Genomic DNA, 13,806 nt, shown 5'->3' on the forward strand with positions numbered 1-13,806 from the left:
TTGTATCCATTATACCAAGATTTAAGTTCAGTTGATGTTTTTGCCTCTTTGTTTAATCCAACTTTATAAAGGAGTGTATTGACTTCCTCTTCTGTAAATCCAAAATGAGAAGCGTACCGTTTATCTAAAACCGAATCTTCTCCTAGATTATTAACGCCTGAGAAAAGGTTGGCTTTTGCCACCCGAAGAATTCCAGTCACCACTCCTTTTTCAAGATAGATATTATCTTTAAGGCAACTTCCCAAAAATTCTCGAAAGAGTCTCAAAACACTCTGAAAATAGAGATCTTTTTCCTGAGAAATCATCGTTTCTTGGGCCAACTTAAGGGCATACCAATCATTTAAAGGCGTATCATATTCATCGATAAGAATGAAAACTTTTTGACCAAAATGTCGATAAAGCATTTCACTGAGATACAAAAGACTATTTTCAAGCTCAGAAAGATCAAAATTCTTTGTAATAAATTTTGTGAACAGGTTCTTTTGTATCTCATCTAATTTTTGACTTTGAAGAAGGTATTTATGAGCTGTATAAGCTCGGTAAATAACATCTTTAAGAGCGCTTTCAATTGTCTCATAGCTCGTTCCTTTAACGCCTTTAAAAGAGACAAAAATTGTTGGTACCTTCCCAAGATATTTTTCTAAAATCTCAGGGAAAGCTCCGATCTTCATATGGGAGAAAAGATTTTGTCGCTTAGAGAATTCTTCTTCATCTTGTTGCCCCTCTTCCTTCACAGGAATCGAAAAAAAAGAATTAAGCATGCTCATGTTAAGAGTTTTTCCCCATCTGCGGGGGCGGGTTATTAAGAGCACATCATGTGCATCTTCCAAAATACTTTTAATTAAAAGTGTTTTATCTACATAGAGCGTACTCTCTGTAACCAAGGTTTTAAAATCACTTGTCCCAATTTTTATAGTATAGGGTTTATTTTGTTGATTCATCATAATAGGGGCACATCCTTAGCATAAAATAAAGCATATCATAATTTTTCGTATAATATACAGTGAAATTCATCTGCAGCAAGCTTTTGATTCATTCAAAGTTTTTAAGCTTTTCTTCAAGTCTTATAACATGGGGACTGCCTTTTCCAAATTGAGCTTTTGCAACCTCAAGTGCTTTTTTTAAGAAAGAAAGTGCTTGTTCTTTAAAATTTTGAGCATTTTCTTTATATCCTTTTTCCATCTCTATTTTAGATCTTTTTAAGAAAAGCTCTGATAACCTTTCAAGGCATATGTACCTTTCAGAATGGTGATTTTGTTCTAAGATCTTTAAAGATTTTTTTAAAAGATCCTCTGAATCATCTAATTTTTCTTTGAGAAAATAAAGATGCCCCAAATCACTTAATGTTTGTATGCTTGCAAGGTGATTTTCTCCATAGTTTTTTTGATAAATTGCAAGACTTTGTTTCAATAATATTTCTGCTTTTTCATAATCGCCCAGCTCTTTATAAAGATTTCCTAATTTACTTAATGGATAAGCCACATAAATGTAATTATCATGAAAATGAGTTCTATAATTTTCAAGAAGCTGATCAAATAAGGTTGTTACGTTTTCATCACTTTTAGAATCATGAAGAGATTCCGTATGATGTAAAATCCAGCTAGGGCCAATTTGATCTGGCAAAGACACAGCATAAATTTTAAGACTTTGCTCAAGCGCTTCTCGTGCTTTTTCATATAACCCAAGTTTTGTATAAACAACGCCTAAATGTTCTAAAGCCCAAGCAATATCAAAATGATCAGGCAAACGGTCTTTTTTAAAACTGTTAAGACTCTTTTCCAAGATATTTTTTGCCTTTTCATAGTCCCCCAGTTCCCTCTCAAGAATCGCCAGCTGTCCGGATACCCACGCTGCATAATTTTCAATTTCTGGAAAATACTTTTTCTGAATGCCTTGTCCTTTTTCAAAGACAATTTTAGCAGCATCGTAATTCCCTAAGAATCGCTCAACAATGCCTAAAAAAACTAGAAAATATGCATGCTTAAAATTATCTTGAGGAGACCATTTTTCATAGATAGAGAGAGCTTTCTTGATTAGCATCTTTGCTTTATGATAGTCTCCAAGATCTCTCCAGGCATTTCCTAAATATCCTGTGAACAACGCAATACGCGTTGGATATTTTTCATGAAATTTATTTAAAATAGAAAGACTCTCTTCAAAATAAAGTTTTGCTTTTATATTATCACCTAAAAAATAACATATAATTCCCAATTGTCCTTTTATAATTCCCTCTATCTCCGGCATTAACAATTTTTTATGCTTCAAGAAAGCATCACTATGATTAATCAAGAATTTCATTTTTTCTAAATTTTCTTCTTGTATCGCTTGATCAATATAATTTATTAATTTTTCTGAGATCGATTTAACCATTTTTTTATTTTTTTCAAACTCGAATTTTTGAAAGAGATACGATAAACCAATTGCTTGTGTACTTCGATGAATTGAAACTGCTGAGTTGAAAGCCCGTGGCGTCGAAGATTCACCTGTAAGAAGAGAATATTTCTTGAGATTAAAAATAAAATGGCTTACAAGCACATCGCCTTTGAGATTATTCAATAAATCTCTTGGAATTTCTTGAGGGTTCAACATCATCATAAACAGCAACAGCTCTTCAAATTCAGAATTTGTTTCTAAAATCTTCCTTAAAGAAGATGTAATAATACCATATCGTACCCTTGAATATTCTCCGGTCTCTCTTAAAATGCTTTCTTGAACATTCGTAAAATCTTTATCAAAATAAGCTAAGTTTTTTAAGTAAGTATCATAGGGCACGTTTGTTGCTTTTAAATAATAAGCTGCAATAGAAACATCTAATGGGAATGAAGGGATTTTTTCTAAAAACGCCCTTGTTTTTTCATTACATACATTTGTATTTTTTTTCGTACAATCCTGAGTCATAATCTTTGTAAAAAGTGTGAATTTTTGCTGTGGATTAAGTTCTCCTATAAAAATGGCATGGTTAACATGCTCATTATTCTCGATATTAGCATCACGTGTTGTAAGAATGACCTTTCCAGATCCCCATGTCATTGAGTCATGCGGAAAGTAATTTTGAATATCTGCAAATGCAACAACATTATCATAAAGTAAGAGCCAATTTGATTGAGAACGAAGGCGCTCTTTCACAAATTGAATCATTCCATCTTCTTTTTCAATCGGATCTCTCATTTCCAGAATTTCTTTTAAACCTTTTTGATCTATTTCAGTTCTTGCAAGAACGTGAGCAAGCTTTTCAAAAGATTCATGAAGTGATTCAGGTGTTTCTGCATTAATTTCCCATATGGAATTCATTTTTTGCGTTTGTGCATATAAACGCGCAACGGTTGTTTTTCCGGCTCCACCCACCCCAACAAGAGCCACCGTTTGAATCCCTTCTTTTTCATTCAGTTTTTTTTCGATTTCGCCTAAAAGTTCAAAACGATCAAGAAGAATAGATTTTTTAGGAAGAACCAAATCTGATCTTAACATAGTACTTTTAGTTTCTTTTTGATGATCAAGAAAAATTAAAAAACAACTTCCCACAAAAATAATACTGAATCCCATAAAAAATATAAGGAATCCTATACGTTTTTGATTCCTCTTTTCTAATTTTTTCTCATCTGATGAATGATGAAGAGATTTTGTTTCAAAAGAAACATTTTTATATTTTTCTTTAAAATCAGAAAGAATTTTATCAAAATTAAAAGTTGGAATAAGTTTCTTAAGAAGATCAAAAAAAGAAAAATAATAATTTTTTTGTTTTGAAAAATCTACCACATCATATGAAAGATTTTTTTTATTAATTTCAATATCATGTATTTTGTCTAATAAAAGGAAGATTACTTTATTCTGACTTTTATTTCCTTTTTGAAGAAGAGTAGAAAAATCTTCTTCTGGCCCGTTTTTAGGCAGAACAACAAGAGTATTATCTGCCTCTGCTTTACGAGCAGATGTCACAAGACGGATACCTGCTTGTTTTAAGTGTTCCTTGAGTTGAACTATAAAAAAATCTTTGTCATTCTCAGAGATCAAAAAACAAAGGGGGATTTTTTCTTGTCTGAATGTTGAAACCGTATTTAAAATTTTCTCAAAAGCCTTTTTCAATTGTAAGAGCACATAATATTTTCTTAAAAGAGATAATTTATCAGAGTTTTCAATAAAGTCGATAATCCCTTCTTGTGAATTACACTCAAGTTTAAGCATAATATTACGAATATGAGTTTCAACTGTTCTTGGATTAATCGATAAAAACGATGCGATTTTACTTGTTCTTCTTGCACTTATAATGCAGGCGATTACATCTATTTCTCGTGCTGTAAAATGAACATTACGAAGAATTGATAAATGCTTTATATAAAAGTCATGCGGGAAGAGAGTTTGTATTTCTTGCATCATTGAAAACTATTTTAATCTTTTTAATTCTTTCGACTCTTAAAATAAGATCTCGTTGTAAATAAAAGATTTTATTAAAAGTATTGAAAATAATTGAGCCTACATTTTCATTTAAAGTCAAGATGATTCCCATATTTAATACTTTTTCATTTAAAAGATATTTTTTTATTTTGAATTTTCATAATTGTTGCTTAGACGTTCGCAACTTTAAGAAAAAGAGATCTCAAAAATGAAGATTCTCGTAATTTTTGCTTTTCAAAGTGGAAACCGTAATAAAAACCAATATATTCCCAGCATATTCTTTGACAGGTTGACTCTTGGGAAGATGCTTCCTAAAAATGAAAACGCTATACTTACGTTGCTGAATATTCTCGCAGATAATCATTTGAATTATTAGAGTAAAAACATTTTTTTCTTGCAATATTGTTCCAAAATAGGCTTTTATCTTTTTTAAAGCGTGTTAATCAGCAATGAATTGATCTTTCATTTTTGGAGTAAAAAATAAAGAGTATCAATTTTATGTTTGTTTTCAATACTTCTTTATATTTTAGAATTTATTTTAATCTTTGGCCAGTCGTGAGATTGAAAAGAGAGACAACAAACTGAAAACGTAAAATTTAGTTTTGGTAATTTTTTATTAATTGATTAAATAAGGGAACTTCAAAATGTCAGTTTTTTCAACAAAGTATTTTGTGCGGTCTCACATACTTGTTGCTATGTTAGGAAGCCTTTCTCTTTTCTCGCTTGAGTCGAACGGAATGGGTTATGGCACCGAAGACACGGACCTTTATTCAGCACAATTTTTATCTTCTCCTTCACGGGGAACAATAAATAGTGATTTGGATCAAAAGGTTATAGATACAATTAGGTCTCTCCCTGACGACCCAAATAAAATTTTACCCGAAACCGTTGAATTTTTTGAAGGTATGATTCCTCATCAGCAACACCTTTCAGCAATGTCATGGCTTACATCTGTGAATGTTCTTCTTGAGGGCGGGGATGAAAAACAGAAAGCACAGAGTTACCGTACTCTTTTAGAGACGATGGAAAGAAATATATATAAGAGGCAGATGCAATATAATCTTTCTGGGAGATTAAGGGAGAAATCAGAACTTTTTCCAGAATACAAGCAGCGTGTGCAAAATGTTTTAAAAACTCTTTTCGATAATCCTGAACTGTCAATGTATGAACGTACTTCACTCGCATGTCATTTTTATGATCAAGAAGAAGATGGTCAAAAATATTCTTCTTTTCTAGTAGAGGCTGCCAAAAACTCTCATTCAAGCGAAAGTTCCAGACTTGAGATTATCGGAAAAGTTATTCGTAAAGAAGGACTTTCTCCGGAGAGACAAAATGTAGTGATGTTTATAGTAAGTGATATATTGTCGGATAGCTGGAGATCACACCAGTGTCGGAGCACCTTAGAAAATACTTTTAAAGATATGCCGAATGCAAAAGAATTCATAGCAGACATTTTTATGGGCATTGCTGAAAATTCTGTTCCTGATCTTTTTTCAAGAGAAAATTCTAAAGCATCTCTTTCTCCAAACCTTCTTCGTGTCAAAGCTGCCTTAAATGTTTTCAAGTCGCAGGATATGGAACAGCGAAAGCGAGCACTTTCTGTTTTACAACCTTTTCTTGAAAATCCAACTTTCCTCTCCTTTCAAGAGCGTTTAGAAACCCTTAAGACAATGGCGTATCAATCCAGTGAAGAGATGCCTTTGGTTTTTGTTTATGATGCCTTGAGTTCTATTCTCCTAGATCCTAATAGTACTTTGTCCATCGACAGCGAACTTGATATTGCAAGTATATTATCCTGGTCTCGCGAAAAGAAACACAAAGAAATTTGTGCATCTTTTTTTCTTGCGCGGTCTCGTCGTTTAGGAGTCCCTCAAAATGAAGCTCTTGCGGCTCTTTATTATGTCGTTAATTCGCAGAATAAAGACCTCGCGCACGAGGCTTTTTTGGAGCTTGAAAAGATTTCTAATACATTACAACCAGACGCGAAAGAGCGTGTTGGTATCTTAAATAAAATCATTAGTAGCTGTAAAAATGAACTTCAAGAGAGAGCAGGTGCTGCTTTATTAAGTTTGGCTGAGACTCAAGAAAATTCTCTGCGTCGGTCTTTTCTTCAGACTGTTGCTTCCCATGGGACTTCAGACCATAAGAAAATCGCCTGCGATCATTTGTTGGGATTGTCCGAAAAGGATAAAAGAGATGTTAAAGAATATTTGAAAACTCTGGAGATCGTTATCTCTTATGGAAATGATGATCAAAAGAAGAAGGCATGTAACGAGATTTGCACGGTTTTAGAAACTGCTTCTCTCGATCTCAACACCCGTCTTAGCGGCTTAAAGTTAATAGCTTATCGTAAGGCTCTCGACGAAGACAAAAGAGCAGTGTCAGCTTTGGCGAATCTTGCTGTTACTTCTTCTGAATTCACTTCTCTAGAAGAACGTATTGATTGTCTGAATGATATTTTATCGTGTCGTTTCAATGACTATGGGGAAAATGTCTGTGCTCTTTTATTAACTCTTTTGGGTGCAAATTATCAGACAATGACTTTGGAGACATTTGAAAGCGTTAAAGAAAAAATTAACTGGAGAGGAACACCCACTCAAAAAGCAGAAATGGCGTCTATTCAGCTTTCGAAGATGGAAAGCGCGGAAGGAAGTTCTTTCACAGAGCGTGTCAAAAACCTTTTTTCTATTTTGAACTTAGGTGATGAGAAGAGTGGAGATAAGGCTTTTAAACAATTGATGGAGCTCTTGAGAAGCCCTGAAAGATCATATCAAGAATGCACAGAAATTTTTAATTATTTTCATTGGAATTCAAGTGAGGATCAAGAAGAGAGTCTCTATGACAGTTTGCTTTTTGTCTTTCAAACTTCTCAACTTTTGACGAACGAGGACCGTATTGATCTTGCTCAAAAAATATTATGGAGTAAAAAGCAAGATCAAAGAAAAATGGCAAGGAATTTTTTAATTTCTGTTCTGCAGACATCTAACTTTCCGTTTGAAAGGTGCTTGGATATCGCATATATTCTTGAGTCTCATAGAGAAGAAAACGAGAGCATGACTGGGAATCAAGTAGACCCAGAAGATCAAATCCAGAGCGAACAAGTATGCCACATTTTATATTCTTTTTATGAAAAAGCTGAAAATGCGCATCGTCTCTCTATAGCAACCTTTATTATGAAATATGGAACAAATTCTCAAAAAGAAGCTCTGTACCCTCTTTTGGTATCTCTTACAAAAGATCCTACTCTTTCCCAAGAAGCCCAAGAAAAAATTTCTCATATGATTGGATCCCTGGGGACACTTCAGCAAAGAGAAGAGTTTTTATTAGACCGTTTTGGAAGCCCGAATGTTCCTTTTGAATTATGGAAAAAAGAATATGAGTCTTTTTGGAGGGATTATAAATTTGATCCTTTGGCGGAGCCTTACGAAGAAATTGTGCCTCAAGAAACGATGCGGGAAGCTCTTTTGAAGATAATTGAAGATCCTGCCTCTCCTCTTTCTATTGAATACCGAAAATCTGCTGCATTTATGTTGACATCACTACATTCAAATTTTGTTCGTTCTCATAATAATTCTGCGCGTGCTTATGCAGTTCTTTGGTCAATTTTTGAAACTTCTAATGATTCTCTCGATGAAAGAAAAGATTTTTGTGAAGATATTGTTTCTAGCTGGAATTCAAAAGAGACAGACAAAGTGAAGGCAGCTGAGCATTTGATCACTTTTCTTCAAGAAGACGTCAAATTGGATTTATCGAAGCGTATAAAAATTGCAAGACTTCTTGTTGAAAAATTGGGAAATTATGAGCGATCAGAAAAATTAAAAGAATTCTATGAACGTGCGGGGGATTTTTTACTGTCTCTTATGAGACGTACTGACATTGATTTTGCCCGGCGAAAAGAAATAGCTAGCTTTCTTCTGGGAAATCACTTTGATCGTGGTGCTACCGCAAAGCAAAAGCATGAAGTCTCGGCATTCTTACTCCCTCTTATAAGGGAAGATTCTTCACCTCTTTCTCTTGACGATCGCAGGTTCTTTTCTAGCCGTATTCTCATAACTGGAAATTCGCAACAAAAAGAGCAGGCCTGCACCTATTTACTGTCTCTCATTGAAGACAGTCAATCTGCTCTTTCTGATGCAAACCGGAGAAGCCTTGCAGAAGAGATTAATAAACATGGAACAGAGGATCAAAAAAGACGGGCGGGTGCTCTTTTATTAGAGAAAACACATCCAAACGACATTCATACGCATTTCATGAACCTCAGACAAGTTCTCGAGCATGGGACACCTGAGACAAAAGAAAATGCTGTGGAAAAGCTTTTCTCTTTCGCTCAAGATCCTCAGAATTCTCTAGAAAATCAAGGAACTGCTTTAAGGATTGTTGCCGAATGTAGACTTGAAAAACACAGAGAAAGGGCTTGTGACGCTTTAAAAGTACTATCTGAGAAAGAGGGCATTCATCCGCAGAAGAGGTTAAGTCTTTTGAAGACGATTTCTAAATATGGAAGCCTTCAGCAAAAAGAGGCAGCATGTTCTCTTTTATTGGAACTTTCTGCTCAACCTCTTGAAAATTCCTCCCTTCTCTCAAGTCGCCTTGAGTTGATACGTGATATTTGCTGGTATGGACCTACAGAGGCACACAAAGAGAAGGCCTTTGCGGTTTGGCTTGCTCTTTTGAAAGATCCCTCCATATGGCCTTCTTTTAAAGAGCGTGTTGATTCGATGACTCATTTTAGTCAGAACGTCAATAAAGCGGAACTTCAGGAGGACGTTAACTCTCTTCTATTGGCTCAAGTCATTGACCCGCTTTTATGGGGAGCTAATGTAAAAGACCGTCTTAGTGCAATAGAAAGGGTTTTATATACGGGGACAACAGCTCAAAAAGAAGCAGCGCATTCAATTTTATTATCCATTGCTCAAAGCACAGATCTTCCTTTTAAGGTCCGAATCAAACAAGCAGATAGGGTTCTTTGGAAAGGGACAGAAACTCAAAAACAAACGGCCTTTGACATTTTAGAAACCCTTTCTCATCATTCGGATATTTCTCAAAAAGATCTTTTGAATATTGCAGAGTCCCTTATCGGCGATCAATCCTCAAGTCGGAATCATGTCACGCCTCACCGACAGGCAGTACGTGCCTCTGCTCTTTTGTTATCTATTCTTGAAGATAAGGGATCGACCTTTTCTCAAAGAGAGCGTTTAGACTTTGCAAACAAAGTTATTTCTCTAGGGTCTCCAGAGCAAAAAAAAGCAGGGATCCATCATGTATTTTCAATCGTTGAGGATTTTCGAGAGGAGAGCGCGCTTTGTGCTCAGATAGATCCACTTACCGCCATGCTTGTACAGGGAGATCCTGAAGCTCAGAAGCGCGCAAGTGATCTTTTAATTTCCCTTCTTGAAAACCCAGCTCTTTCTCCCGATAATTGTGTGGAATTAGCAAATAGAGTTAGTTGGTCTTCTCAGAAAAGACATTATGAACACTTTGAACAAGGGGTCAAACTAATACATCGAATATTAGATTCTGTTCAGAATTTTGATAATTCTCTTTCTTTCGAAAAGCGGTTTAGTATTGCAGAACAAATAGCTGAAAGAAACTATTCTGGATCTTCCTCTCATCACCTAACAGCTGAGCAGCTCGCTGGTTATGACGCTTTATTGACGATTATGGAGCGACCAGGAGCACCTTTAGAAAAGCGGAAAGAGATTTCAAGGAGAATGCAATCGTTTTGTAATGGCATTTCTCCAAGTGCCAGATCAGAAATGCAAGGAAATCGTGCCTGGCGTATCCTTTGGGGTGTTCTGAAGGACCCTCAGATTTCAAGGGAAGATTTTAATCATACGGCTCTCTTTCTGAGCGGATATTCCTATGGAAAAGAAATGCCTGCAGGAATGGGTGAGATCCTTCTTCCTCTGATGTCGGATCCAGATATTTTGAAAGGCTCCACTGACCATCATTGGGGGCATCAAGACAAAAAATCAAAAGAAGAGAGAGAGCGGGAACGTTTGTTATCATCGCATCGTGAAGTTGCCCTCTTTCTCCTTCAATATGGGGAAACTGAGGATCAAAAAGAACGTGCGGGAGACTTTTTGAATACCTCTCTCTTAAATGATGAAGGAGAGGTTTCAGATGCTGTCTTTTCGTATCATAATGGTTTGAGAGATATTGCTTTTAGAGTTCTTCTTCATGGAACCCCAACACAAAAAGAGCGCGTTGGAACTTATTTATTATCTCTTATTGGAAATGATCACCTTTCCCTTAAAAAGCGCATCGATACGGCCGTTATTCTTATGAATGATTGTGTTCCGCAACAAAGAGAGACTGTGCGTGGTGTTTTACAGACGATTCTGACGCCTGAGATGATAACACATATCAGAGAATTTATTCAAAGATGGCATAATGATGGTATTGTTATAGGCAACATGAGAATTCGGCAAGAACCCCTCTCTCGAATAACAAAAGAATTACTCGTATCGACGCTGCTTTCTTATGTTGAAGACAATACAACCCTTTCAGTTGAGAAAAGAAGCGAGGTTCTTCAAATGGCCCTTCATTCTGGTTTAATAACGAGAGATCAATTGATCCTGACACGCCTTCTTTTGGCAGATGTTCCAACAGAAAACCGTACCTTATTGCAAGGCATTTTAGGAATCTATTGGACTGACCTTATGGCAGTTGTTCCAGCTGATAGTGGGATTCAACCTATGATTGTGACATTAGGAAGGCAACCTTCAACCGAATGGCAACAGACGATTGAGCAAACAATCGCCCGTTACCGTCCTCAAGAGGTCAGGCAACCAGCAGCAGCACGTCATGCACCCCCCAGAAGCACGTATAGACCTGCGTTTGACCAGCGTTATGAAGTTCATCAGTTTTCAGCGGTGAGCGCTTCTCATGTTGAAGGTTCTATGACGCAGCATGAGGCTGCAATGAATATTATTGAAGAGGATCTATCAACAAAAGAAGCTTCTCCCGTTCCTGTTATGGGGTTTGTCAGGGCTTTTAAAGAGATTCACAATTGGATAAAAACGAATTATCCGCCCTCTAGACATGCGAGTGCCCTTCGATCTATCCAAGCGGGTATGGACATGCCAGGGGCGAAAGAGTGTGTTTCCAAAATCGTAACTTGGCTGATGAAATTTCATTTAGAAAAAATCGATGTTTGGATGAGAGGATTCGTGGGCGAGTCACTCTCAGCTTATGAAGCTGCTGACAGTTGTCCTCATGGGGTTGATGAACGTGCTATCACAGGTCTTAGAGGAGATATAGATGAGCGTATTAATCTCATCTTTGAAGGCGCGACAAAGATGCAATCTGCAAAAGCATTTATAGCAAGCCTTGATTTTAAAAACCCAACTAATAAAGCGTGGTTGGTTCAAAAATTCATTGAATTGGGCGTAAGAGCTCAGACTCCTGAAGTAGAAGCAGCGCGCTTATTTAGAGACTTTGGAAGATCCATTATTATGGGAAAAGGACTTGCCAAAACTCATGTAAGCGAAGCTCAAACAGAAAGATTCTATTTAGACCAAGTGGACGTTTTTGCTCAAATGATGGAAGATTATTATGAGGATGAATTTAAAGGCCCCATCTTACGTGCTTTGGAAGTGAGAGCTTTGGCAGCAGCAACCGCCACAAATTCTGCAATGGCAGAAGCTTCTTCGGGTGGCCTTTCTTCTTCTGAAAACGTAAGAGCAGAAGAAAGCCCTGAAAAAAACAAATGACGGGGGGGGAACGTCAACTAAAATGTAAAAACCCTTTCGGAATGCTCCTAAAAAGAGCATTCTGAAATCTTGAAATTGTTGAAGGATCGGAAATTTTACGCGTCAAAGACAGCCGACAAAAATGACAAGACCCTAAATCTCAACTCAAACATTTTTTCTCTTTGGACACCTGAAATAGCATTTTTATGGATATTATAAGGGGAGATTAAGAGGTTTGGTCCTCAAGCGCATTATAAACATCTTCAACAATTTTTTCGATTTTTTTCCATTTCAAAAGTTTTTCACCCTCATCAAATTCAGAGAGATTTTTAGCATTAACAATTAACGTATCAAATATAAGCACAATCCCGTATTTAAAGGAGGCAGTCCATCTTCCTTTTTAACTCAGTACTATATGCTCTTAGTTTATGAAAAAATATCTCATTTTTTCACTATAAAACAGATGTTTTTGAAAAAATTTTACAGGAAATTTACAGATTATAGCTTTTTACCTCCTGCGGTTCCAACCACGCAAAGCTCTCAATTTATACAAGGATAAGTGAAATTATTTCTTTTGTTATTTTGAATTTGCGTAATTTCTACGTACATATTCACAATTTTAAGAAAAAAAAGAGCTCAAAAAAAGCTTTATTTTATATAAGATTTTTCATCATTCAAACTATTTTTCCAGAATCTCCTTAGATTTTCCGGATATTTTTGCATCTTCAAAACTGAAATCATTCTCCTAAGAAGATCACTCTTAAAACCCTTTTCTTCCAGAAAATACTTTTTCTAAAAGTCCGGATTTTAAGAGTTTCACCTAACATTAACAACATTAATTCTAGGAGAAAACAAAATGGAAGCAGCTGAAAATAAACATGAAATACATACCCAATATGGCATTTCTTTAAAAGAAAATGCATCCGCTTTAACGCAAGGATGGACTAGATTCGGCTTATCTGAAGCACCAGCAGCATATCGTCCCATTCGCGGTTAAAACTGATTCTCACATAACTTAATCTAATTTAGAGGAGAAAAAAAATGACACTCATTAAAAATAATTTACTTTCCAAGAGTCTTAACCTTTCTTATGGAGTCTCTCTCTTAAAAAAAAGCGTCTTTCTTAACCAAAGGTTCCACATATGGAGTTATAGAGTGGTTTGGGCAATGGCGATGGTAATTGAATAAGAGATCTTCATTTTTAAGTACAAGATTTTTCATCCTATGGATTCAAAAGGAGAAAGAGAAATAATCTTCTTTAAACATTAACCAAATTCGAAAGGAGCAAAAAAATGAAAGCCATCATGACAAAAGAAAAACGACAAAAAAACCTTCATACTCAATTTGGTCTCAATCTAGAGAACAAAGCTTCTTTGTTAACACAAGGAGCTCTTGGATGTTTGCCTGAAGGGTTTAATTATCGATTCCTCCCACCAACGCCACCAAAAAAATAAAAAGTTCCTCTCTGTTTAGCTCGGAAAGAAAGGAGAGAAAAGATGTACTATCATTTAAAAGAACATATTTATATGACTCAATTTCGAGAGGAGCTTATTCTTTTGAATACGAAGTCTGATAAATATACCATTTGTTTTAAAGAACTTTCAGAGCTTTTTAAAACCTTGCTTGAAAAGAAGAGTACATCTTCTTCTCTTTCCGCTCAAAATCTAATACTATTTCCATAAATTAAAATAACAAGTATGATGTTCTGCAAATGGAAGCA

The 13,806-nt window shown here is 35.7% G+C and carries 7 protein-coding genes; 4 read left to right on the forward strand and 3 right to left on the reverse strand.

The annotated features are described in order from the left end of the window. Both JSS34_06970 and JSS34_06975 read right to left on the reverse strand, forming a co-directional pair. A partial coding sequence (locus JSS34_06970; GenBank protein MBS0186062.1) for an AAA family ATPase occupies window positions 1-944 on the reverse strand: 944 nt, incomplete at its 3' end. 88 nt (window positions 945-1,032) lie between these two features. Then, on the reverse strand, window positions 1,033-4,374 hold the full coding sequence (locus JSS34_06975) for a tetratricopeptide repeat protein (GenBank protein MBS0186063.1): 3,342 nt from the start codon (window positions 4,372-4,374) through the stop codon (window positions 1,033-1,035). A 662-nt stretch (window positions 4,375-5,036) separates the two neighbouring features. On the opposite strand from JSS34_06975, the gene JSS34_06980 reads away from it, so the two are divergent. After that, entirely contained in the window at window positions 5,037-12,107 is a 7,071-nt protein-coding gene (locus JSS34_06980) for a hypothetical protein (GenBank protein MBS0186064.1), read from the forward strand. Between the two features lie 205 nt (window positions 12,108-12,312). Here JSS34_06980 and JSS34_06985 read toward each other — a convergent pair whose 3' ends face one another. Then, the gene (locus JSS34_06985; protein ID MBS0186065.1) at window positions 12,313-12,450 is read right to left on the reverse strand and encodes a hypothetical protein; all 138 of its coding nucleotides are present in this window, start codon (window positions 12,448-12,450) and stop codon (window positions 12,313-12,315) included. A 492-nt stretch (window positions 12,451-12,942) separates the two neighbouring features. Between JSS34_06985 and JSS34_06990 the strand changes: the two genes are divergently transcribed. From JSS34_06990 to JSS34_07000, 3 genes are all read left to right on the forward strand, one after another. Next, entirely contained in the window at window positions 12,943-13,083 is a 141-nt protein-coding gene (locus tag JSS34_06990) for a hypothetical protein (GenBank protein ID MBS0186066.1), read from the forward strand. A 295-nt stretch (window positions 13,084-13,378) separates the two neighbouring features. Further along, entirely contained in the window at window positions 13,379-13,540 is a 162-nt protein-coding gene (locus JSS34_06995; protein ID MBS0186067.1) for a hypothetical protein, read from the forward strand. Between the two features lie 42 nt (window positions 13,541-13,582). After that, window positions 13,583-13,768 carry a hypothetical protein gene (locus JSS34_07000; GenBank protein MBS0186068.1) on the forward strand — a complete coding sequence of 62 codons (186 nt, stop codon included), beginning with the start codon at window positions 13,583-13,585 and terminating at the stop codon, window positions 13,766-13,768. Window positions 13,769-13,806 lie beyond the last annotated feature (38 nt).

The sequence above is a fragment of the Pseudomonadota bacterium genome, from assembly GCA_018242545.1.
GTDB lineage: Bacteria > Pseudomonadota > Alphaproteobacteria > 16-39-46 > 16-39-46 > 16-39-46.